Raw genomic sequence first — 26,329 nt, 5'->3', positions numbered from 1 at the left:
TACGAAAGCCGTATCCGGAATTTTGCATTTGTTGCAAATAGCCTAATCTATTGACTGAATGTTATTAATACCCCTACTATCAAGCTATGAGATATAAATTATCACTAAGCGCTCTTATTTTACTGCTGATGCTTCGTATTGTTTTTGCGCAAAATGGCAAATACCAATTTTCGCAACTAAACAGAAGCAATGGTTTGTCTAACAATCAGGTCAACTCTGTCTTTAAAGATTCCGAAGGTTTTATGTGGTTCGGTACAGCAGCGGGTCTTAACCGTTATGATGGCTATACTTTTAAAATATTCAAACACGATGTTTATAACAAAAAGTCGCTTAACGATGATTTTGTAACCGGTATTTTTGAGGGGCCGGGTAAAAAATTATGGGTGTCAACGCGGAGGGGATATTGTTTTTACGATCCTGAAACCGAGCAGTTTGATGATGATATATCACTAATGACAGGCTCCTTAAAGCTTCCCGGGTACCCTTTTGTTTCTAAGATAATCCGCAGCGGCAAAGGTGAGTTTTGGTTTGTTTGCCCTGATTCCGGCCTTTACAGGTATAATGAACTAAACAAAACAACCAGTCGGTACTATCATCATAGTTCCGGAGCCTCATTGCATTCAAATCTTATTGCCGATATAGCACAGGATGCAACGGGTAATATATGGTTAGCATATCGCGACGGCCTGGTTGAAAGATTAGACGTCAACCAACATAGAGTCGCCTATCGCACCGACATTTTTAGCAAAGCTGTCAGTAATAAGGATGGAAATTATTCAATTACCGTGGATAGAGATAACGATTTATGGTTATACTCTTCCAATTTTAACTCCGGCGCATATTACTATAGCCCGTCCTCGGGAGTATTCCGGCATATTACCGACGAATCGGCCGGTGCAAAGTTAAAATCCAATATCATCAGCAATATTATCCAGGCGGATGATGGCCTGATATGGATAGGCACCGATCATGGTGGTATAAACGTATTAGATAAAAAAAACTTCACCATAGCCTATTTACTTAACCGGGAAGATGATGCCAAATCGCTAAGTCAAAACAGCGTAATCCTTTATAAAGATGATTCAGGTATTATGTGGGCCAATACTTTTAAGGAAGGGATAAGTTATTATCATAAAAATATTATCCGGTTCCCGTTATACAGGCATTTCGCCTCGGATCGCGAAAGTTTAAGTTTTGAAGATGCTAACAAGTTTGTTGAAGAGAAAAGTGGCAATCTGTGGATCGGTACAAATGGAGGGGGGCTAATTTACTTTAATCGCAAAACCGGTAGTTTTAAGCAGTATAAAAATAAGCAGGGAGACCCAAACAGTCTCAGTAATGATATCATTGTTAGTTTATGTATCGACCATGATCAGAAATTATGGATTGGAACTTATTTCGGTGGGCTGGATTGTTTTGACGGGAAAGAATTTATTCATTATAAACATGAAGATAAGTTAGCCGGCAGTATTGCTGATAACCGGGTATGGAGCATTCTTGAAGATTCGTCGAACAGGTTGTGGGTAGGAACATTTGCCGGTGGGCTTCAAATATTTGATAGGGATAAAAAGATATTTTCACCTCCCCTTAAGCAAACGGATATCAGGTCGCCTTACGTGGCCACACTCTTTGAAGACAGGAAGGGTAATATCTGGGTAGGGGGATACTTTGGCGTTGATGTAATCTTGAAAAATAAGGGCGGGTTTATTCATTACAGCGCTGATAAGAAAGGTTCAAACAGTTTGATCAGTAATAGTATAAATTGTATCACACAGGACAGCCGCGGGCTCATCTGGATAGCAACACGCGAAGGGCTGAGCATTGTTAATCCTGAAAACGGGTCTATCAGATCGTTATCAGCACAAAGCGGATTGCCGGACAACACCATAATGGATGTCCTGGAGGATAACCGGGAGGCAATTTGGTTAAGTACAGCCAACGGATTGAGCAGGATAACCTTCACACAAAAAAAAGCACCTTACGCTTTCAGATTTGAAAATTTCGATGAAACGGATGGCCTGCAAGGTAAGGAGTTTAACACACGTGCTGCCCTCAAAACCGCTAAAGGCGAATTGATATTTGGAGGCGGGCATGGTTTTAATATTTTCGATCCTTTAACCATACATGCCAATATATATAAGCCGAGATTGATTTTTACTGATTTTTTGCTGTTTAACAAAAGTATTAAGGCCAATGAGGAGGTTAACGGACATGTTGTATTGTCAAAGGCTATTTCGGCGACCCGTGAGCTAACATTGACACACAGTGAAAATGTATTTACAATTGAATTTGCCGCATTGAACTTTTTTAACCCCAATAAGGTCAAGCATCAGTACATGATGGAGGGTTTTGATAAAGATTGGCTTGATGCGGATAATGCTATCCGAAAAGCTACATACACCAACCTTGATGGCGGCGACTATATTTTTAAGGTGCGTGCAATTAGCCAGGAAGGAAAATGGGACCCTGATTATATAACGTTAAAAATTAAGGTATTACCCCCGTTCTGGAAATCGACAATAGCCTATTTTATTTATGTAATGCTTTTAGCTGGAGCCCTGTTTTTTATGCGCCGGCGCGGAATCCAAAAAATAAGAAGGCAGTTTGAAGTTGAAAAAGAGAAACAGGAGGCAAAATTATTAATTGAACATGAACGTCAGGAGGCCAGGCGCATGCATGAACTTGATATGATGAAAATCAAGTTTTTTACCAATGTAAGCCATGAATTCAGGACACCCTTGTCATTGATTATGGCACCGGTTGATAAGATCTTAAAGCATACGGAAGCAGAGGAACAAAGGCACCAGCTGCAATTGATCAACCGTAATGCTAAACGTTTACTAAATATGGTAAACCAGTTACTTGATTTCAGAAAAATGGAGGTGCAGGAACTCAGGCTGCATGCTCGGAACGGGGATATTATAAATTTTATTAAGGAAATGGTTTATTCCTTCTCGGATGTTGCCGAGAAAAAACACATCAGGCTGGTATTCGATTCGGAAATTCAAAGTATGGTGATCAACTTTGATCATGATAAAATAGAACGTATCCTCTTCAACCTGCTTTCCAACGCGTTTAAGTTTACACCCGACGATGGGAATGTCAGTGTTTTATTAGCGATAACTGAAAAAGCAGCTGAAAAACAGTTGCTGGAGATAAAGGTTATTGATACTGGTATTGGAATCCCACTTGATAAGCAGGAAAAGATTTTTGAACGCTTTTTTCAGAACGAGGTGCCCGGCTCTATGGTTAACCAGGGGAGTGGTATTGGTTTATCAATAACAAAGGAATTTGTAAAACTACATGATGGTAAGATATCAGTAGAGAGCGAAACGGGAAGGGGGAGTAGTTTTACCATATTGATTCCTGTTGATCTAATAGTTAATGAGCAAGTATTTGCTAATAAAACCGGTAAGCCCGGGCCCGAGATAACCGATAATCAGATGTGGATACAGGCAGGAAGTTCTAATGCGGCTAAGAAACTTACTGTTTTACTGGTGGAAGATAACGAAGACTTTCGCTTTTATTTAAAGGACAATTTAAGTGATACCTTTAATATCATTGAGGCTGCTAATGGCAGGGAAGGCTGGCAAAAAAGCCTGGCCCTGCATCCGAACCTGGTAGTCAGCGATATCAGCATGCCTGAGATGAACGGAATCGATCTATGCCGGAAAATACGTAACGATAAACGAACATCACATATCCCTGTTATATTACTCACGGCTGTCGCCGGAGAGGAGCAACAGTTGCACGGGCTTGAAACCGGTGCTAATGACTACCTCACCAAACCTTTCAATTTCGAGATCCTGATGTCCAAATTGAAGAATATACTGGCTATGCAGGAAGATATGCGCAAAACTTATCAAAAGCAACTTGATGTTAAGCCAACAGAAGTAGAAACCGAATCATTTGATGAGGCTTTTATCAAAAAGGCCGTACAATTGATTGAAAAAAATATTGACAACGCCGATTTCTCGGTGGAGGAGCTAAGCAGCGAGTTGTTTGTAAGCCGGGTTACTTTGTATAAAAGAGCATTGGCTTTAACCGGCAAGTCACCGGTTGATTTGATCCGCTCTATCCGCCTGAAGCGTGCGGCTCAGTTACTTGAAAGTTCACAGTTAACTATATCACAGATTTCATACAAGGTTGGCTTTAAAAGCCAGAAGTATTTTGTACGATGCTTTAAGGCCGAATTTAACTGCCTTCCATCTGCTTATGTTGGCAAAAAAAATAAGTAGTGTTTTAGTACGCCTTGTAACCAGTTCCGCAATCTATTCAACTTTGTGCTTGGGGGGGCTTTTTGTTAAATTTTCTATAACATCTGTTTAAATTCTGACTGGTTTAAAGCAGGGTATTTAGTTTAAAGTATTGTAAATAAGTGCAGTATGGTGTCTTAACATTTGTGTCCCTATTTGTGAACAATCGATTGCACGGCGGCTTTTAGTTTAGCAGAGTAAACTAATGCTGATTTTATTACTAAACGTAATTAAAGTTGGGCATTGGTCATAGCCAATTTTTAAACAAAACCTGCTTAATTAACTATGATGTTAAAACGTATACTGTGGTGTACTTCTGCTATTTTTTCAATTGCTTCACCGTTCAAAGCCGCTTCTTGTGATATCGCTCAAAAAGCAATAAAGGATACAACCATTGTCAAAACAATTTATCCATCATATAATATATCGCCGAAAGCTCCCGATATAACGGGAATGAGTAATACTGCAGTGCAACAGGCAGCACACATCAAATTAGGCTGGAACATTGGAAATACGATGGAAGCGCCCGGCAGTGAAACCGGCTGGGGTAACCCTTTAATCACAGAGGAATATATCAAATTGGTTAAGCGGAGCGGGTTTAACGCTATTCGCATCCCTTGTGCATGGGATCAATATGCCGACAAAAAAAGTGCTAAGATACAGGATGCCTGGTTAAACCGGGTGAAACAGGTAGTGGGATATTGTGTAAAAAATGATATGTATGTTTTACTCAATATTCATTGGGATGGAGGCTGGCTTGAAAATAATTGTACCCCGGCTAAAAAAGACTCCGTTAACGCCAGGCAAAAAGCATTTTGGGAGCAGATAGCTACAGCTATGCGCGATTTTGATGAACACCTGATGTTTGCAAGCGCCAACGAACCTAACACAAGTGATACTGCCCAAATGGCTGTACTACTTTCATACCATCAAACTTTTGTTAATGCAGTAAGGGCAACTGGCGGTCGAAATACTTACAGGGTATTGATTGTTCAGGGGCCCGGTACTGATATTCCTAAAACAAACAAGTTGATGGACTCCCTGCCGACTGACCCGGTTGCAGACCGGTTGATGGTTGAGGTACATTACTATTCTCCTTCCAATTTTTGCCTTTTGCAGAAAGACGAATCATGGGGGCGTATGTTTTATTACTGGGGAAGCGGGCATCACTCATTGTCGGATATCTCAAGGAACCCAACCTACGGAGAAGAAGCTGAAGTAAAGAGTGCATTCCAGCTGATGAAAACAAAATTTGTGGATAAAGGTATTCCTGTTTTGATGGGAGAATATGGAGCCTACAGACGAAGTACTCCCCAAGATTTAGTTGCACACAATGATGCAGTAGATTATTGGATAAAATTTACGACCCAGCAAGCTATAGCTAATGGCCTTAAACCATTTTTTTGGGATATAGGTACAGCGATAGACAGGCGGAATAATAAGGTGCTCGATCAGCGTACAATTAATGYCATTATAGCCGGAGCCAATTGATCCAATTGGTTTATCCTGCAACTCCATTTAAACGAAAAATCCAAAGAAATAATATTTATGAAATATACAATTACCTGTATTATAGCACTTTTTTTGTTCGGCAAAGTTTCGGCACAAAGTAAAAATGAGGCGGCCCTTAAAGCAAAGATCAGTAGCGTTATCAGGAAAATGACACTTGAAGAAAAGATTGCAATGTTGCATGGCAACGCTCTATTTTCTTCGGCAGGGATACCCCGTTTAGGTATTCCGGAACTCACGTGCGATGACGGGCCTTTAGGTGTGCGTGAAGAAATAAAGCGTTTTGATTGGGCTTCGGCTAACTGGACAACCGATTCTGCCACGTTTTTACCCAATGGTTCGGCAATAGCGGCTACCTGGAACCCCTTAATGGCTAATAAGTATGGGGTGGTGATAGGGGAGGAAGCGAACGCCCGTAAAAAGATGGTAATGCTTGCACCTGCATTTAATATTTGCAGGATGCCCCTGTGCGGCCGTACCTATGAATATTACTCTGAAGATCCGTATTTAAACAGCCAATTGGCCATTCAATCTGTAAAAGGGATTCAAAGCCAACATGTGGCTGCCTGCATAAAACACTTTGCCGCCAATAACCAGGAGCTTAACCGCGATAGTGTAAATACCTTAGTGGATGAAAGGGCTTTACGCGAAATTTATTTTCCAGCGTTTAAAGCTGCCATACAGCAGGGTAATGCTTACACTATTATGTCGGCCTATAATAAGTTTAATGGTTACTGGTGTTCAGAGAATGACTTTTTATTAAATAAAGTACTAAAAAATGAATGGGGCTTTAAAGGCGTGGTCATGTCTGACTGGGCTGGTACGCATCATACGGTTGCTGCCGCAAACAATGGCCTCGACATTGAAATGGGATCAAGCGGACCGTATGATCAGTGGTATTTTGCAAAGCCCTTGCTTGCAGCTGTGAAAGCGGGCCAGGTTTCTGTAAAAACGATTGACGACAAAGTAAGCCGGATTTTATGGCTCATGTATCATACTTCCATGAGTGCTAATCATCCAAAAGGATCTATAGCTACGCCTGAACACGCCAAAACCGCGTATGAAATTGCATCAGAATCTATCGTTCTGCTAAAAAACGACAGCCATCTATTACCTTTAAAATCAAGCGCAATCAAAAGCATTGCTGTTATTGGCGATAACGCCGTACGCACATTTGCTTTAGGAGGTTACGGCGCGGGTGTAAAGGCTAAACATGAAGTTACCGCATTAGAGGGCATAAGATCAAGGTTCGGCAAAACAGCCAACATCAGTTTTGCGCAGGGGTACAGGGCTAATTACCTGGCAAGCAAAACTGACGAGCAAAACCGCGGCTATGATCAACCAGATCAGAACCTGATTGATGAGGCTGTGGCGCTTGCAAAGGCCAGCGATGTTGCTATCTTGTGTATCGGCTCAAACCGTGAATATGAGAGTGAAGGCCATGACCGTAAAAGCCTGGAGTTACCTTTTGGAGAGCAGGCCTTGGTTAATGCGGTGACTGCCGTTAACCCTAATACCATTATCGTAGTTATGGCTGGTGCGCCGTATGATCTTAATGAAATTAAAAAGTCAAATCACGCCATTGTTTGGTCATGGTTTAACGGATCAGAAGCCGGTAACGCACTGTCGGATGTATTAAAGGGTGTTATTAATCCGTCGGGCAAGCTACCGTTTACCTTCCCGGTTTCATTACATGATTCACCTGCATTTAACCTGGATACATATCCCGGTAAGGGCCTTACTGCCGACTATAAAGAAGGTATCCTGGTTGGATATCGTTGGTATGACACTAAGAAAATAGAGCCGCAATTCCCCTTTGGTTACGGTCTTTCCTATACTGATTTTTCTGTCAGCAAGCTTTCTACAGATAAATCTAGCTATAAAAAAGAGGAAACAATCCATGCCAGGTTTACAATCAAAAATACAGGAAGCAGATCTGGTGCCGAAGTTGTACAGTTATATGTAAGCGACCCGGTTTGTTCGGTATTGCGTCCAGAAAAAGAGCTTAAAGCATTTGAAAAGATATTTTTAAAACCCGGCGAAATAAAAACGGTAGAAATGCAGGTAAAGGTTGCCGACCTTGCGTTTTATGATGAATCAAAAAAAGCATGGAATGCGGAAGCAGGCGAGTATATCCTTGAGTTGGGTAATTCATCCCGTAATATTATTCAGACAACAAAAATTGCAGTTAAATAAGCATATCATTTTTATGAAAGCAACAATTATAGCCATTTTGCTTTGGGCCGGCAGCATGTTAAGTTTCGCTCAAACACCGGGCGTTATTGAACGAAAACAACTGTTTGATTACAATTGGAAATTTAAGCTGGGCGATGATTCGTTGGCCCGGTTAAGGGATTTCAGCGATACGGGTTGGCGTAGCCTTGACCTGCCGCATGACTGGAGTATTGAAGGAAAAATAAGCCCTAAAAACCCAACAGGTGGCGCAGGGGGGTATTTTCCGGCGGGCATTGCCTGGTACCGAAAAACGTTTAAGGCCGCGCCTGAATGGAAGGGGAAAAGCGTTTCCGTTTATTTTGAAGGCGTATACATGAATTCGGAGGTGTTTATCAATGGGAAATCACTCGGAATCCGCCCTTATGGCTATTCTTCATTTAGGTATGATCTGTCACCCTATCTGGATTTTAACAAAGAAAACGTGATAGCAGTACGTGTAGATAATTCACAACAAATAAACAGCAGGTGGTACAGTGGCTCAGGGATCTATCGCCATGTGTGGATGAATGTTGCCAATCCCATACATGTAGCCGATTGGGGAGTTGCGGTTACAACGCCTGAAGTATCTTCAAAACAGGCATCCGTTCAGGTTAAGGGTACGATAAAAAATGAAACGGCCTTTTCACAGAGCATTTCCATAAATACCCGGTTGTTATCCGGGCATTTTAAAGATGCGGGGAATAACATTGTAAGGTTAGCATTGCCGGCCCACAGTGAAAAGGAAATCACACAAACTATAAAAGTGTCAAAACCCTTATTATGGACACCGGAAAGCCCCAATTTATACCAGGCTCAGATCCAGATATTAAAGGGTAATGATGTTATAGACGAAACAAAGACCGCTTTTGGTATTCGTTCTTTAAAGTTTACGGCCGAGCATGGTTTTCAGCTCAATGGTAAAACTGTCAAAATAAGCGGTGGATGTGCGCATCACGATAATGGCTGCCTGGGCGCTGCCGCTTTTGACCGGGCAGAGGAACGGAAGGTGGAGCTGTTAAAAGCTGCCGGATTTAACGCTGTAAGAACTTCTCATAATCCTCCTTCCGAAGCTTTTTTAGACGCCTGTGACAGATTAGGTTTATTAGTTATTGATGAGGCTTTTGATGGCTGGAAAGTTGGTAAAAACAAATACGATTATTCGGTATATTTTGATAAATGGTCAAAACTTGATCTGGAAACAATGGTGCTGCGCGACAGGAACCATCCGTCAATTTTTATGTGGAGTATCGGTAATGAGGTTGTTGAGAGAAATAAACCCGAAGCCGTTGTGACCGCTAAAATGCTTGCGGGCACTGTTAAAAGTATCGACAGCACAAGACCTGTAACATCGGCAATTGTAAAGTGGGGCAATGACTGGGAATCGTTGGATCCGCTTATGGCAGTTCATGATATTTGCGGTTATAATTATCAACTACAAGGCGCTCCTGCCGATCATAAAAGGGTTCCTTCCCGCGTTATTTTTCAGACAGAATCATATCCGCGCGATGCCTTCGCCAACTGGAAGCTGGTACAAAACAACAATTATATCATCGGTGATTTTGTATGGACAGCGATAGATTATTTAGGCGAGTCGGGAATAGGTCGCTGGTATTATTCTGGCGATGTGCCGGGAGAACATTGGGAAAATGATTTTTTTCCCTGGCATGGTGCTTATTGCGGTGATATAGATTTAACGGGATGGAGAAAGCCGATATCACATTACAGGAGCCTGCTATACAATGATCAGGAGAAACTATACATGGCTGTTCGCGAACCAAGGCCGGAACCATTGGAAATTAAAGAAACCTGGTGGTCGGTATGGCCTACCTGGGAAAGTTGGACCTGGCCGGGTTTTGAAGGGAAAAATATTGATGTAGAAATATATTCAAAATATCCCAAAGTAAGGCTGTACCTCAATGATAAACTTCTCGGTGAAAAGCCAACGACGGAAGAGCAGGAATATAGAGCTACTTTTTCAGTGCCTTATGCTTCCGGAAACCTTAAGGCTGTCGCTGTCGAAAATGATAAGGAAACAGCATCAGCTATTCTGCAAACTTCCGGTCATGCTGCAAAGATCAAACTAATTGCCGATCGCAAACAAATATTGGCTAATGGGCAGGATCTATCATATATGAGAATTGAAATAACGGATGAAAACGGTGTAATTCAACCGAATGCAGCAAATCGTTTGCATTTTAAGATTGAGGGGCCAGGTACAATAGCCGGAGTTGACAATGCCGATATAAAGGATTTTGATGCCTATACAGGCAATTCGCGCAAAGTATGGCACGGGCAGGCGATGGTTGTTATCAGGAGCACCCATGATGCCGGTGACATCAAACTTACCGTTAGTTCGGCAGATTTTTCTGAAGAAACTTTAGCTATTAAAGCAATTGGGAATTAACGTTTGCGAATTGTTAAGTATAGATACTGTTTGCTTACATATTGAGTTGTTACAACGCTTTTAGAATTATATGCTAAAAAGCAGAACCTGAACCATAAATCAGACATGAAAAAAACGAACTATATTTCGATTATTACTATCCTGTTGTTAATTAGCTGCAGGTTAAATGCCCAGCAATTGTTTGTGGGCACCAACTATCACCCGCATGATGATAAAAATTTTGAAAAATGGAGAAGTGACATCCAACTAATGAAGAATGCGGGCTTCAGGGTTGTAAGGATGGGGCACCTGGCATGGGATAGCTACGAACCCTCTGAGGGGCACTTTGATTTTAAGTGGTTCGATACTGTTATGAACTTAATGGATAAAGCAGGTATCAAAGTGATTTTAGATATCGCTATCCGTCCCGCGCCAATCTGGTTACAGCATAAATTCCCTTCAATAAATATTACGGATCCAGCAGGAAACCGACTATATCCTAATCATAGGTATATGGAGGATATCGGCGATCCTGATTACCAAAAATATGCTGTAAGGTACGCTGATACACTTTCGAAAAGATATAGTCGTCATCCCGCCCTGCTTGCTTTTGGTATTGATAATGAATCTGGAGACGGTCCTGTTTCTTATTCGGAACAGGCAAGGTTGCGGTTTATTGAATGGTTGAAACAAAAATATAAAACTACAGCACAACTGAATATTGCATGGGCCGGCCAGCGTTGGTCGCGAAAAATTAATGAGTTTGACGAGGTTGGCATGCCCGCATCAGGTAATATCAGCGGGCAGCCTGAAAGAGTGTTGGATTTTCGTCGCTTTGAATCAGACGAGATCAATGAATTTCTGCTGAAAGTGATTGATAAGGTAAACATCAACGCTCCCAAAGCATTTGTGAATACAAATGCGTGGTATTACAGCGATAAACGTTATTTTGATTATTCACAAATTGCTTATTCCGGAAAAATGACCCGCGAAGGATGTGGCTTTTACCCTGGAAATTCATTAGTGAATAATTATGGATTGATGGACGCCACATTTGGAATATCCAGGATCCAGTTTGAGAGTACAAATCCATTTTGGTGCACGGAATTTACAACGATGACTGCGGTTCCAAATTCCATCAGGAAGTCGGCTTACGCTTCACTGATGTACGGTAACCAAATGGTTTGCGGCTGGACCTGGCAAAGTATGCATGGAGGAGAAGAGCAATACCTGGAAGGCATGATGGATTGGGACGGAGGAGTAAACCGAAAATACGATGAATACAAGCAGATAGCTTCCGAGTTTAAAAAAATTGAAAAGTTTTTTCCTTATAAAGTTAACGCCGATGTAGGTTTAGCATTTTCGTTCCCAAGTCAAATAGCAAGCAGTTTCTTTCCCGAGAGGCATGATGCACAGTTAGCCGAATGCTTTAATCTTTTTTTTAAAAAGAACATAGATACACGGGTGGTTGAAATTGCAAAGAGCCCATTAAACTATAAATTATTGATTGTTCCAGGCGTTACAGTTATGGACACAGTAACTGCCAGGAAGATCAGGGCGTTTATTTATAACGGCGGCACCGTCATCATGACGGCCAATTCTGCAGTTACAAATGAAACGGGGCAGGTTTTTTCTACAACTCACCCCGGTTTGTTAAGCGATGTTTTCGGCATTCGTGTTTCCGGGTATGAAGAAACCGAGAATTTTAACGAGATCTCAGCAAAACACTTCCAAAACAAGGATATAGAGGTTAGTTTCGGTTCTAAGAACATTAAAACTGAATCAACCCGTTTTGATGTCATTCATCCGCAGGGTGCAAAAGTGATTGGCAACATAACCAGTTTAGATAAAAGCTACCCGGTTATAACTACTAACAAATATGGCAAGGGCACCGCTATATACGTGGGGCTTCCGGCTAAATCCGCGTTGATAGAAAATTTGGTTGAAAGCTTAAAAGAACCGCTTTTACTTAAGCAAGGCCCTGAAGTGCCGGAAGGAGTTATGGCGAGATTTATTGACAACAAGCATATACTTTATTTAAATTTAACCGGAAAGCCACAGGCTATCGACCCTAAACATGCATCTAAAAGTATATTGTTTGATAAAGATTATGCCGGAAGCTTTTCACTCGCGCCGTATGAGCCCGAGTTTATCGAACTGCGATAGATTTTGCCAATTACATATAAACACCTGACTGAAATGATAACTAACCTTAAAAAGATTTTTGCACTTAGCCTCGTCTTGTCCGGGATGTCGTTAATGCTGCACGGACAAGAGCTGTCCATTAACAACGGCCCCTTCAAGCCTTCCGATACATCTTTTAAACAATACCAATATCCTGCGTGGTTCAGAGATGCCAAGTTTGGCATTTGGGCGCATTGGGGACCACAAGCTGTACCACGCCAGGGTGATTGGTATGCCCGTAATATGTACATTCAGGGCAGTGAACAGTATAAATATCACGTTGCACATTACGGACACCCGTCAAAGTTTGGTTATAAGGACATCATACCGTTATGGAAAGCTGAAAAATGGGATCCTGCGAAATTGATGGAGCTATATAAAAAGGCAGGGGCAAAATACTTTGTAAGCATGGGGACCCATCATGATAATTTCTTTTTATGGAACTCTTCACTGCACCGTTGGAATGCTGTACAAATGGGTCCCCATAAAGATGTGGTTGGCATTTGGCAAAAGGAGGCTAAAAAGAATGGCCTTAAATTCGGCGTTTCGGAGCATTTGGGAGCAAGTTATACGTGGTATCAACCAGCACATAGCGCGGATACCTCCGGCGCTTACAAGGCTGTTCCTTATGACGCTAACGATCCAACGTATGCTGACTTATATCATCCCAAAGCGAAAGCCGACGATCGCGGCTGGTATACTACAGATCCTGAATGGCAGCGTACCTGGTATAAGTCCATTAAAGAACTGGTAGATACTTATCACCCCGACCTGCTTTACTCAGATGGCGGGTTCCCGTTTGGGAATGTCGGCAGGGACATGTTAGCTAATTTTTACAACGGAAATATGGCCTACAACAATGGCCATTTCACCGCTGTGTATAATTGCAAGCAACCTTCTCAGGGTATGTGGGTAGAAGATCTTGAACGGGGTGTTCAGGATTCCATCAGTCCGTATCCATGGCAAACAGATACTTCTATAGGCGATTGGTTTTACCGCACCGGCCAAACCTACAAAAGTGGTACTGATATTACACGGATGTTGGTAGATATAGTAAGTAAAAATGGGAACCTGCTAATAAATATTGTACAAACACCTGAAGGGGATTTGGAACCCGATATGTTGAATACACTTGATGAGATAGGTAAATGGACGGCCGCCAATGGCGAGGGTATATACGGATCACGTCCATGGAAAATATTTGGAGAACGACCAGGGAACGCAGTAAAAGTTAAATCCGACAACTTTAATGAAGACCGGATAAAATATACTGCAGAAGATGTCCGCTTTACTTGTAATGGCAATAAGTTGTATGCTTTTCTACTTGACGCGCCTGCTTCAGATATTCGAATCAAATCGCTGGGTAAATCGTCGGTAATAAATACCAAAAAAATACGTTCAGTGAAACTTTTGGGCAGCAAGGAAAAAATACAATGGCAGCAGGAAGCGGACGAGCTTGTTATCAAAAAGCCTGTAAACTTGCCCGCCTGGAAGGTGTCAGGTTTTAGGATTGATCTCGCTGATTAATAACCAGAATCTTTAAGATGAACAAATAAGTAACAGGCCCTCCCGCATTAGCAGGAGGGCCTGTTACTTAAAAGGAGGTTGCGTGAAGCTTCTTGCAATGATAAACTTCGATGTGCTATTTCGGCCACATTAAAACAATCCATGAGCAACTCCCTACCATATTTATTTTTATAAAAATCAGACCGGATCATCTGTAAATTAAAAGAAGGTTTGTTAATTTAACAAATCCGGCTGAAGATGAAAAAAGTAATTAGGCCTGCCGCTAATGCATGGTCCTGCTGGTTTTGACCTCGGCTAAAAAAGCTAAGCGTTTGGTAATTCCGGTGCCGATGAAATTGAGGATGCCAATAGCCTATAGACGTAAAAATGCCCGGTACCTTGTCAAGTCCCGGGCGTTTTTTTTAGTTTGCACCTTGTTTGATAGCAGTTATCGTACGCTGATCTTTTACTGTGTAATTTCGTCGGTCTAAAGCAGTGCCTGTATCCCAAAAAAATGGCAACATTCCGCTGGCTTTAGCCTGTTTGGTGACGTAAGTGATCCAGTAATCCACGGCGTCATTATGTGTTGCCAGATCCAGCGGGACGTGAGCTGTATTGTCACGCCTGTAAGCTCCATACTCGCCCAATAGTACAGGAATGCCCTTGTCTGCAAATTTTGTTTTCATCTTGCTGAACGTGGTATTTACGTCACTTTCTTCACCAAAGGTTGCGTTGCGATCGGGCTCTATTGTAGAATGATGGCCTGCTCCCCAGTAATAGAACATCTTACCCCAGCTCGCATCTCCGTCCATCAGGCAAAATTGAAATGGAGAGTAATAATGAACTTCTACCATCATTCGGGCCGCCGTCTGATCTTGTGGAAGGGTTGTCATCAAATCATTTGTTTTGTCCATGTCGGTCGAAGGTCCCTGAACCACCAACACACGGTAACTGTTTTTTCCTCCGGTTGACCGAACGGCGTTGACAAAAGTTTGATGATATGAAGAAAGTACCGCCATTTGGGTAGCATCATTTGTGTTAGGTTCATTAGCACTGGCAAACATCAGGTGTTCATCAAAATCGCGCATAGTTGTTGCAATTTGCTCCCATAACGCCTTTTGTTTAGCATTTACAGAATCCTGTTTTACCTGGGTAACGTTATTTTCTAACCAGCCTCCATCCCAGTGAATGTTAAGCAACACATACATATCGTTATTTACGCAATAGCCTACTATTTCTTTTACCCTATTTAACCAGTTGGGATCTATTTGTGCGGTAGCCGGATTGCTTAAATGCCCCATGTTCCAGGCGCATGGAAGGCGTATGGCATTAAATCCCTGTTGTTTTACAGCTTTAATATAGTCTTCTGTAATAACAGGATTACCCCAGCCTGTTTCTCCACCCGAAGCCTCCAGGGTATTACCGATATTCCACCCTAACTTAATTTTAGCGGCAAGCTGAACTGCGTTACTGCTCATTCCGGTTGCATCAGGAGCTTTTGCCGAAGTATTATAATTGGGATAGATATTAGCTGTTTGAGATACTTTTATGGTTCTTGCCTGACCATTGGAAGAGCTTATAGTTAAGGTAGTTGAACGTGTTGATCCCGTACCGTTTCCCGATAGCGTTGTTAAATGAATAACAGTATTGCCGCTGTTGCCGGATGTGGTGTTTAACTGTAACCAGGAAGATTCTGGATTAACGATGTTCCATGTCGCGTTACAGGTAATAGAAAAATCCTGGGTTCCACCATCAGGTGTAAAGGTTATGGCCGTCTGATTTACTGTCAATTCCGGCGGGGCGTTATTCGTTTTTTTACAGGAAAAAAAAGACAGGATCGTTATCGATATTAATATTTTAAAAAAAAATAGATTTTTTATCTTCATAATGCTTGGTGTTTAATTTTATCGATCAATTTCCACGGATCTATTTACTTATGTCCGGCGAGTATGTTAACCTCCTCGCACTATTTTTTGATTTTAAAAAAAGGTATAGTTATTGGCCCACTGATCAGTCTGGTGTCGGCCGTTGGGTATCTAAGCTTGTCATCGTAAAAAATGCCGGGGCCCTGTTAAGGCCCCTTGCATTCACTTATAATCAACGGGGTCTCTCTCTTGTTTAATTTGGGCTATCCGGATATTGTCAATAGTCATTTTGGAAATTTTAACCTCGGTTAGCCCTGAGTGCAGGGTTTTTTTAGGAGAAAATTTGAGGTATTTGTTGTAAAAAATGCCGGGACCTCCTGTTAAGGCCCCAGGCATTCACTTATATTCAACTAACTCTCTTACTTAATTTAATTTATCTAATTTAATTTTTACTACCCTGATGTTATCGATAGCCATTTTAAATGACTTAACTGCAGTTGCTCCATCATTCATGTACCAGATATTCATACCATTATTACCACTTGCACCTATTAAGTCTTTTATTGATGCAACCTGTGTACCTGTACCATTATTTGTTCTGAAGCTGGATAACGGGATAGTTACCGTTTGCCAGCCGGTGGTGGTGAATGGAGTTGATGAGCCGCTGGCGTTTTTCCACGGGGCATATGTAGCTATATAGTTAAAGCTGTAATTTACTGCCACGTAAATAGTGCCGTTGACCCAAGGGGTGGTTTTAGGAACAGATATTTCAAATTTAACGGCATAGTTATCCAGGCTGGCACCAATATCGGCAACCGGTACCCATTGTGCCCCATTCATATTAACACCACGGCCACCGTTGTACCATGCGTTATCATATGGTGTAAGGTTGGTGGCAGTAAGCACATTATAATAACCTGTGTTACCAGGAAAGTCGGCAGAACTGTTTTGAGTATCCGAGCCCCATGGATAGGTGTTGATGTTATCCCAGTTACAAAATACACCGGTAACAAAATCATGTACATTGTAGGTAGTGGTAGCAGTGCCCGACTTGGTAGTTACCGTTACAGTACCTTTGGTTAAACCGGCCGGCACTGCCAGGCTAATGGATGTACCGTCATTTGAGGGCTTATAGCTGGTAATATTAACGCCGCCATAGTTAACACTTTTAATAAAGAAAAAGCTAAGCCCGTTAATTTTAACTGAATCTCCGGGGTTGGCACTTTCGTCAGAAATGCCTGAAATTGTAGGTGCCGGGGCTACAATAGGGAACGAAAACGTGGTTTGACCATGATTGGTAATATATTGTATAGTATTCAGCTTATCCGAAGGTACTGAAGGGAAGGCAATAACTGCCGGTATAAGTGCGATTGCGCTGGTATCGGAAAACCAGGCATCGTTAAAAGAGGCTTTCACACCATCAAAATTGATAGCGAGTGCGCCTTTTAAATTCTTACCGGAAATTACTACCCACTGGCCGGTACCTACACTGGTTAAAAGCGAATCGCCGGGATGTGCTACATAATTACGTATCGCGGTAATAACCGGGGTGCCTTTTGATGATGATGATGCATCCTTTTTACAGCCCGATTGTATAAATACAACGGTAGCAAGCAAGGCAAGCAACAAGCAGCTTTTGATATGGTGATTTAATTTTTTCATGATTTTAAGAATTATCTGATGATTCTGACTACTACTAATAATAAGGTACTGGTGCCTCCAGCAACTTAGGATCTGCTGTTTGATCATTTGCCGGTATTGGCAGTGTAAACGTATTTACGCTTGGCTGGGTAAATATCAAGCCATTAGCTGCTGGTGTTTTAATTCCGGTAGCCGGATCATAACTAAATTGCGTTCGGGGCATTGAGTTATTTTGATTAGTAGTAGGAGTGATTTGTACACGGATTATCGATATCGCTTTCTGCGGGTTATAATAGGAAAGGCGCACCAGGTCAAACCAATATTGCCCTTCAAATGCCAGCTCAATCCGCCTTTCTTTCATGATAACATCAGGAGTAAGCACAGTAACTTTATCAACCCCCGCCCTTGTACGTACCGCGTTAAAGTATTGTAAAGCCAGTCCGTTGGAAGTAGAGGCATTGTTGCCTAATAAAGCTTCGGCATATATTAAATACACATCGGCCAGGCGCAATACGGCATTATGCTCAATTGACGACCAAAGGTCCATAGTAGGTGAATTATTATCGGCCGCAGTACCAACCACGTGTTTTTTGACATTGACGCCTGTAGCGGTATATCCTCCCCCTGCCGCATTTAACTCAGGATATTTATCGCCTGTAAGCATAAACGTGGCTTTGCGACGTACGGAATCCTGCGTGGTATACTGGTTTGCAAGATCTATCGTAGGGCCAATGGCACCACCCCAGCCACCTCCGCCGGTAACAAGGCTGCTGCTTGGTGCAAATTGAGTTTGTATAGCGTTGCCTTGTCCATACCCTACGCCAGGTGCCCATTGAAATGCAAATAACGATTCAGGGTTATCATTGTACTGAGTTCTGAAAACGTTATAGTAGCTTGGTAAAAGCGTTAAGCCGCTGGTATTACAAACACTACCTGCATAATATGCCGCACTGTCCAGATCAGATTGGTTGCGCGTGCCATTTTGGTTCAAACCGGCTCTGGTTAAATATACCTTTGCCAGCATACCCTGGGCAGACCATGTAGTTACACGGCCCGGCTGATCAGTTTTTGGCAGATTAGCCACGGCATATCTTAAATCATTGATAATAAATTTGTAAACATCAGCAAGCTTATGGCGCGGCACCAGGGGGTTGGCTATCAGTTTGTCATTATCTTCAATAATAGGCACTGCTCCCCATAACTGGGCCAGGTAAAAATAGGACGTGGCGCGTATAAACTTAATTTCGCCAAGTGCACCTGTTTTACTTTTTACAGCTACACTATCGGGCATTTTAGTATTAATTGCTTTAAGATTGATATTACAATGTGCTACTACGTCATAAAAACTTGTCCATGACTGGGCCAGATAGCTATTTTGAGGCGTAATTGAAAAGGACGTAAATTGAACCAGGTCGGCGTTATACGGTTGCAGCATATTGCCGCTCATAATATCTCCAATACCCAGTAGAGGGAAATTGTTCCAGCTTGCCCAGGGCTGTGCATACAGTGTGGCTGTAGCCAATCTTAAATCTGAACCGCTTTTGTAAAAATTATCGGTAGTAATACCGGTTAAAGGTGGTCTGTTAAGGTAATCTTTTTTGCAGCTGCTTATCATAATGATACCGATAACCAGCAGGGCTATATTTATTTTAATGCGTTTCATAATCTTTATTTTAATTATTTAGGGATACGTTAAGACCAACTGTGTAAACCCGGGGCTGCGCGTAATATCCATTATCGATGCCTGCTTGTAAAGGGTTCCATGAACCGATTTCGGGGTCATAGCCGGTATATTTGGTTATGGTGAAAACGTTGGTTACGTTAACATATACCCTTAGCGACCGTAATTTGATCTTATTTAAAAAGCTATTTGAAAAATTATATCCTAAAGCGATGCTCTTACATTTTAAAAACGAACCGCTTTCGATGTATTTGTCAGAGAAACGTTGGTTATCATTACCACTGCTCTGGCTTATGCGGGTAATATTGGTTGATGGATTTGTGATGTACACATTGTTGATATCCGACGCGGAACCGGTAGGGTCTATCAACCCGATTTTGGCATAGTTCAGCACTGATGGGAAATAGCCAAAGTTTTGATTGGGGTTATCGCCATTTACCTTTAACTGGTTATAAATTTTATTACCGTAATCGCCGGTCATAAAAACATTCAGGTCGAAATTTTTATAGTTGAAGCTGTTATTGATACCATACTGAAATTTAGGTAAAGGAGAGCCTAAAAAGGTTTGGTCGTTAGCGTCAATTTTACCGTCACCGTTAATGTCTTTGAAAATAACGTCACCTACCCAAACACCGCCGGTTGTTGGTGCTATAGGTATAGCGCCGCCTCCGTTTTGAGGCAGTGCCGGATATTTTGTAAAGTCGGCCGCGTTTTTGTAAATACCCAGCGTCTGGTATCCGTAAAATTCGCCGATTGAACGGCCAACAACAGTTTTACTTACCTGCCCGTTAATTGCCGGTGTTCCATCAACCAAAGTAAGTACTTTGTTGATATTCCTTGAAAAAGTAATGTTACTGCTCCAGTTAAAATCCTTTGATTTGATGTTTTGGGTAGACAGCGTAAATTCAAAGCCCTTGTTGCTAACCGCGCCAACATTTACATACGGGGCCTGTACCGCACCCGGCGAATACCCGCCGGCTGGGAATGTACCCGAGTAGTAAGGCATGGTAAGGCTTAGCAACAGGTTATTTGTTTTGCGGTAATAGGCATCGGCAGAAAAACTGATCCTCCCGTTTAAAACAGCTGCATCCAGACCAACGTTGTATGACTTTGTAGTTTCCCACTTAATATTCGGGTTTCCCGTAGTAACAGTTATCTGCGAATTACCCGATAAACCGGTTGATATCGTATTTAAAGTTGATCCATAAGCATACTCTGAAATGTTTTGATTGTTTACCAAACCGTAACCGAGCCTGAGTTTAAGATCATTAATAGCCTTCACACCTTTAAGGAAGCTTTCGTGGTTTATTTTCCAGGCCAGTGCACCTGAATAGGTGGTATTCCACCTATTTGCTTCGGCAAATTTGGATGAGCCGTCATGACGCACTGTAGCCGTTAACAAATACCGGTCATCATAGGTAAAGTTTGCCCTGCCGAAGTATGCCTCTAAAGCACCCTGCCCTTTAACACCCGTGTTGGTTGCGGTTGTTGCATCGCCGGTACTGATTGTTTGCACGTTGTTACTTGCAAAATTGGTGCGGGTAGCTGACACGCCGTTGCTTTTTGTCAATTGCGCTTCATGCCCTGCCACCACATTTACCCAGTATTTTTTGCCAAACGTATGCTGATAGGTTAAATAATTAGAAATTGAATTATAGAAATTTTGCGCGCTTGTCGCGGTGCCGCTGTTTGTAGTTTTGGAATAGGAGCCCATAACATAGCTCGGATTAAAATAATCTTCGGTTGCAAAGTCGAAATTTCCGGCTACTTCATTACGCAGGGTTAAATCCCGGGTAAATTGGATTTCGGCATAAGCATTACCAAATAATTGGTAGCGGCTTTTAAAATCCTTTACAATAGTGGCTATAGCGAAAGGGTTGGTTCCCGTAGCGCCATAAATGTTTGGGTCATTACCACCCCAGGTACCGTCGGGGTTTACCACGGCTACATCCGGCGTTTGATTAAGTGCCTGGTTGATCACACCTGTATTGGAAGTCGTAACATTTTCGGCCACGCGCGACATATTCAGGTTGATGCCAACTTTTAACCAATCAGTGGTTTTATTATCAATATTTGCTTTTACTGAGGTCCTTTTAAAATCTGAACCTAAAGCGATCCCTTGTTGTGAGAAATAGGTACCGGATATATAATATCTTGTCCTGGCATCACCACCGCTGATTGCCAAATTATGGTTTTGCATAGGAGCAGTGCGGAAAAGGGCTTTTTGCCAGTTGGTACCAACCCCAAGGTATTGCGGATTGGCAAATTGCGGCCGCATATCATAACCTATTATCACGCCCTTTTCGTTCATGAAAGTGGCGTACTGCCGTAAATCCATTACATCATAATACTTGGGTAATTTTTGCCAGCCCTGATAACCATCGTAACTAATCTGCGGGGCACCGACTCTCCCTTTTTTTGTGGTGATAATAATTACACCATTGGATGCCTGGGAGCCGTAAATAGCTGTCGCCGAGGCATCTTTTAGCACATCCATTGAGGCTATATCTGATGGATTGATGCTGGATAAAGGATTGGTACCATTGCCCGGAATAGCTGACTGTGCGTTAGGTGGTATCTGTACCCCATCGATAACATATAAGGGAGGTGAACCAACAAAGCCGCCTAAACCGCGGATCTGCACATTTACGTCACCACCCGGCTGTCCTGAAACTTGCTGCACAATTACACCTGCTGCTCTTCCCTGCAGGGCCTGGTCAAAAGTTGTAGGTTGGCTTTTTGCGATATCGGCTGCGGTAACAGATGATATTGAACCAGTAAGATCTCCGCGTTTTCTTTTACCGTATCCAATGTCAACTACTATTACTTCATCTAAATCGGTTGTTGAGGGTTTGAGTGCTACGTTGATAACTGTGGATGTGCCCACATATATTTGTTGGGTAGCATAACTTATAAAGCTAAATACCAGCACATCTCCTGCTTTTGCATTGGCACTATAGCTGCCATCCACACCCGATAGGGTACCTGTTGGTGCACCCTTTACTTTAACGGTTACACCAGGCAACGGTTCTTTATTGCCCGCACCGGTAATTTTGCCTGTAATTTTAATGCTTTGTGCGTAACCTGTAAGGTTTAACAGCAGCAAAGCACTTAACAGCATTACTCCATGTCTTAATCTTTTTCGTAAATCTTTTTCCATGTTAATTGAGGTTCATAATTGTTTTGTTAATTGGTTTATTTATTAAGCTTTTGGCATTATATACCCCACCATGTTTCACAAAAGCTGTTGAATAGGAATCGATGATTTTGACTGCCGGCGTCCTTAAGCAAGTTCATGACACATACACACTTTTAAAGTCAAAGGCAATACAAGCACAGCCTGGTCGCGGATGGGGTATTTACAATGGTTCCTGAAATGGTTTTTAATGGTCTGCCTTGTTAAATAACACAGGCGCTAATAAGTACGCGTTTGAGCATAATGCTTAGTTTAAATTAGGTTACTATTAAAATTGGTTATCTCGTCTTAACCATTGTGTTGGTATCAGACAGACGGCAACGATATAGAACATTGCCGCTTTATGGAGGATAAAATTAGAGGGCTGGTCGCAATCGATTGTTTATAAATAGGGATACAAATGTTAAGCTGAATTAATTAATTGATTTACAGATATTTAAACTGATTTCTTGTAGGAGATCCGGAGGCAACAGGCTAAAAGGATTAACAAAAAGGGCAAAAAGGGGAATATTGATTTGATATTAACTGAGTAGCTAAGGCCTTTATTGGCAGAGATTTGCCCGGGAAAATAATTAAATTCATTAAGAAATAGTGTAGTTGCACTTCTCATTTTATAAAGCAACATATTATAGTATGTGAGGTACGGCTGGCGTTGTCAATGTTTTTCTTAATCAGTTGCAGTGCCTTTTTGATAAACGCTTCACCCAATGATTTGGTCACTTAGCTCTTTGGTTTAACATCAAATTATTTTAGGCCCGTCTGCCTGTTTAGCTTATTCTTATTTGGAGCTATCAAAATGTTAATCGACTAATAGCAGTTGATTAACATTCGTGTCCCTATTTGTAAACAATCGATTGCGTATTTGCTTCTTAGGTTTGTGCTATTAAAAACCGGGAAGACCTTTCATCATCTTGTGTTATTAAGAACTTTGTTATTGGTTGAAACCAATCTTATATTATAACCTATTTAATTAATTTTATGCTAAAACGCGTACTGTTGTGTACCTGTACTTTTTTTTCGGCTGCTGTATTTACGCATGCCGTTGCTCAGGATGTTTATAAAAAAGTAAACGACGGAATTATTGTTAAACTGCCTAAAAAATCAACCCTCGATGCCGGTCTGCTACAGTTGCAGGTTATCTCTGATAAAATCATTCATGTAACGGCAACTCCCGAAAGCTCCTTTTCAACAAGTAAAAGCTTAATGGCAATTGACGGTGCCAAATCTCCCGTTAGCTGGGGTGTGGTTCAAAAAGGTAATCAGTTATTGCTTTCAACATCATCCGTTATTGCTCATGTATGGCTGCCACAGGGTACGGTAAGCTTTACCGACAAGGCAGGTAAACTTATTTTGAGTGAAAGTGCCGAACGGGCATTTGTTCCTGTGTCAAATAATGGCGAAAGCTCTTATCATATTGTTCAAAACTTTAACAGTCCGGCTGATGAGGCCATTTATGGTTTAGGCCAGCATCAAAATGGGATCGTAAACTTTAAAAATCAGCACCTGGAATTGTTGCAGAACAATACTGAGGTAGCAGTGCCATTCCTGGTTTCAAGTAAAAACTACGGTATCCTGTGGGATAATTACTCGTTAACAAAATTTGGCGACATCCGAGATTATCAGTCTATTTCGGGGCTGAAGCTATTTGCAGCGGATGGGAGCGAAGGTTGGCTAACAGCTACTTATGCAAAAAAGGCCGATTCGACCGATGTTTTTGTGCAACGCCCGGAATCCAATATTGATTATTCTTTTTTGGAGGACATGAAGAATTTCCCCCAGGGTTATAAATTAGGAGAGGGGAAAGTGAGCTGGACGGGTTCAATAGCGTCAGCATACACCGGCAGCCATCAGTTTTGGCTTAAATATGCAGGTTACGTAAAAATATGGATCGATGGTAAGTTGCTGGCCGACCGCTGGAGGCAGGGCTGGAACCCCGGCACCGTGGTATTAAATGTCGATCTGATCAAAAACAAAAAATACCCCATTAAAATTGAATGGCTACCCGATGCAGACGAGTCATTCATCGCATTAAAGTGGTTAAGCCCGCTAAGCCAGGAGCAGCAAAATAAATATGCATTTGACTCAGAATCGGGTAACCAGCTCAATTACTATTTTGTATATGGAAAAAATGCCGACGATGTTATCAGCGGATATCGTACCATTACGGGTAAGGCTGTGATTCTGCCGCAGTGGGCAATGGGTTTATGGCAAAGCCGTGAGCGTTATAAAACCCAGGATGAGGTACTGAATACTGTAAAGGAATTTCGCGACAGGAAAATACCGCTGGATAACATTGTTCAGGACTGGTCATACTGGAAAGAAGATCAATGGGGCAGCCAGGAGTTTGACGAAACGCGGTTCCCAAACCCTGTAGGAATGATCAATACACTGCACGATGAGTACCACACGCATTTTATGATTTCGGTATGGCCTAAATTTTATGAAGGCATTGAAAGTTATAAATACTTTGATAAAAATGGTTGGCTATATAAGCGTAATATAGCAAACCGTCAGCGGGATTGGGTAGGTAAGGGATACTTTTCCACGTTTTATGACACTTTTAATCCCAAAGCAAGAGAGGCTTTCTGGGGGCTGATGAATGAAAAATTGTATACCAAAGGAGTGGATTCATGGTGGATGGACGCTTCAGAACCGGATGTAACTTCGAACCTGAATGTACAGAGCCGGAAAGATTTTATGAACCCCACTTATTTAGGGTCGTCAACACAATATTTTAATGCTTTCCCGCTGCAAAATGCAAAAGGTATTTACGAAGGGCAACGCGGAACAAATCCAAACGCGCGTGTATTCCTGTTAACCCGCTCGGCTTATCCAGGCTTGCAGCGCTATGCAACAGCTACCTGGAGCGGCGACATTGCTGCCCGCTGGGATGATATGAAAAATCAGATCCCCGCGGGGATCAATTTTGCACTGTCGGGTATACCTTACTGGACTATGGATATAGGTGGCTTTGCGGTAGAGCACCGATATGAGCAACCAAACGAAAAAGATCTGGCCGAATGGCGCGAGCAAATAACACGCTGGTACCAGTTTGGTTCATTTGTGCCTTTATTTAGGGTGCATGGTCAGTTTCCGTACCGGGAAATTTATAATGTAGCTCCGGAAAATCATCCTGCTTACCAAAGCATGCTTTATTATGATAAGTTGCGATATCGCTTAATGCCTTATATCTACAGTTTGGCGGGTATGGCATACCACAATGATTATACCCTGATGCGTGGTTTAATAATGGATTACGGGCAGGACGAAAACGTGAAGAACATAGCCGATGAGTATCTTTTTGGTACGGCTTTGCTTATTAATCCGGTGTACAAATATGGTGTTACCAACAGAAGTGTTTATTTACCAAAGGGGAATGGCTGGTATAATTTATACGATGGTAAATATGCATCTGGTGGGCAAACTATAACGGCAGATGCACCTTATGATCGTATCCCGGTGTACGTAAAAGAGGGTTCGATTATCCCTTTTGGCCCCGAGATACAATATACAGGCGAAAAACCAGCCGATCCTATCACCTTGTACGTATACACGGGTAAGGATGCGGAATTTACCCTTTACGAGGACGAAGGTACCAACTACAACTATGAAAAAGGCGCTTTCAGTACTATACAATTGACTTATAATGAGGCTGGAAAAACGTTGACCATTGGTAATAGGAAAGGCAGTTTTGCCAATATGATAAGCAGCAGAAAGTTTAACATAGTATGGGTTGACAGGAATAAAGCTGTTCCGCTGCAATTTGAATTGAACAGTAAGCAGCAGGTAAATTACGAGGGAAAAAAAGTAATACTAAAATTTTAGCCTTTAAACGGTTTGCCAATTAACTTAAATCAGAAATAAAGATCTAACTATCAGGTGTCTCCTGGTTGT

General features: G+C 41.9%; 11 protein-coding genes. 7 read left to right on the top strand and 4 right to left on the bottom strand.

Going from position 1 to position 26,329, the window contains the following annotated elements:
- Positions 1-86: 86 nt before the first annotated feature.
- The 6 genes from AC1DUD_RS07660 (at position 87) to AC1DUD_RS07635 (ending at position 14,073) form a co-directional block, all read left to right on the top strand.
- Positions 87-4,238, top strand: coding sequence for a hybrid sensor histidine kinase/response regulator transcription factor (locus tag AC1DUD_RS07660; RefSeq protein ID WP_477373231.1), 4,152 nt, complete (start codon positions 87-89; stop codon positions 4,236-4,238).
- A gap of 306 nt (positions 4,239-4,544) precedes the next feature.
- A complete protein-coding gene (locus AC1DUD_RS07655; protein ID WP_477373229.1) occupies positions 4,545-5,747 on the top strand; it encodes a glycoside hydrolase family 5 protein in 1,203 nt (400 codons plus the stop codon).
- 57 nt (positions 5,748-5,804) lie between these two features.
- The gene (locus AC1DUD_RS07650; RefSeq protein WP_477373227.1) at positions 5,805-7,961 is read left to right on the top strand and encodes a glycoside hydrolase family 3 C-terminal domain-containing protein; all 2,157 of its coding nucleotides are present in this window, start codon (positions 5,805-5,807) and stop codon (positions 7,959-7,961) included.
- A gap of 13 nt (positions 7,962-7,974) precedes the next feature.
- On the top strand, positions 7,975-10,383 hold the full coding sequence (locus AC1DUD_RS07645; protein ID WP_477373225.1) for a glycoside hydrolase family 2 TIM barrel-domain containing protein: 2,409 nt from the start codon (positions 7,975-7,977) through the stop codon (positions 10,381-10,383).
- 105 nt (positions 10,384-10,488) lie between these two features.
- On the top strand, positions 10,489-12,528 hold the full coding sequence (locus tag AC1DUD_RS07640) for a beta-galactosidase (RefSeq protein ID WP_477373223.1): 2,040 nt from the start codon (positions 10,489-10,491) through the stop codon (positions 12,526-12,528).
- A gap of 33 nt (positions 12,529-12,561) precedes the next feature.
- The gene (locus tag AC1DUD_RS07635) at positions 12,562-14,073 is read left to right on the top strand and encodes an alpha-L-fucosidase (RefSeq protein WP_477373221.1); all 1,512 of its coding nucleotides are present in this window, start codon (positions 12,562-12,564) and stop codon (positions 14,071-14,073) included.
- Between the two features lie 401 nt (positions 14,074-14,474).
- Here the strand turns inward: AC1DUD_RS07635 and AC1DUD_RS07630 are convergent, their stop codons facing one another.
- The 4 genes from AC1DUD_RS07630 to AC1DUD_RS07615 form a co-directional block, all read right to left on the bottom strand.
- Complete coding sequence (locus AC1DUD_RS07630) at positions 14,475-15,842, bottom strand: cellulase family glycosylhydrolase (RefSeq protein ID WP_477373219.1); 1,368 nt, start codon at positions 15,840-15,842, stop codon at positions 14,475-14,477.
- A 498-nt stretch (positions 15,843-16,340) separates the two neighbouring features.
- The gene (locus AC1DUD_RS07625; protein ID WP_477373217.1) at positions 16,341-17,579 is read right to left on the bottom strand and encodes a glycan-binding surface protein; all 1,239 of its coding nucleotides are present in this window, start codon (positions 17,577-17,579) and stop codon (positions 16,341-16,343) included.
- A gap of 34 nt (positions 17,580-17,613) precedes the next feature.
- Positions 17,614-19,221 carry a RagB/SusD family nutrient uptake outer membrane protein gene (locus AC1DUD_RS07620; protein ID WP_477373215.1) on the bottom strand — a complete coding sequence of 536 codons (1,608 nt, stop codon included), beginning with the start codon at positions 19,219-19,221 and terminating at the stop codon, positions 17,614-17,616.
- Positions 19,222-19,231: 10 nt separating this feature from the next.
- Entirely contained in the window at positions 19,232-22,399 is a 3,168-nt protein-coding gene (locus AC1DUD_RS07615) for a SusC/RagA family TonB-linked outer membrane protein (protein ID WP_477373213.1), read from the bottom strand.
- 1,014 nt (positions 22,400-23,413) lie between these two features.
- On the opposite strand from AC1DUD_RS07615, the gene AC1DUD_RS07610 reads away from it, so the two are divergent.
- Positions 23,414-26,260, top strand: coding sequence for a TIM-barrel domain-containing protein (locus tag AC1DUD_RS07610; RefSeq protein ID WP_477373210.1), 2,847 nt, complete (start codon positions 23,414-23,416; stop codon positions 26,258-26,260).
- Positions 26,261-26,329 lie beyond the last annotated feature (69 nt).

Source organism: Mucilaginibacter sp. P4_A11, from assembly GCF_056402535.1.
Note: the sequence above shows the minus strand (reverse complement) of the source record. Positions and strands in the feature narration are given on the sequence as shown.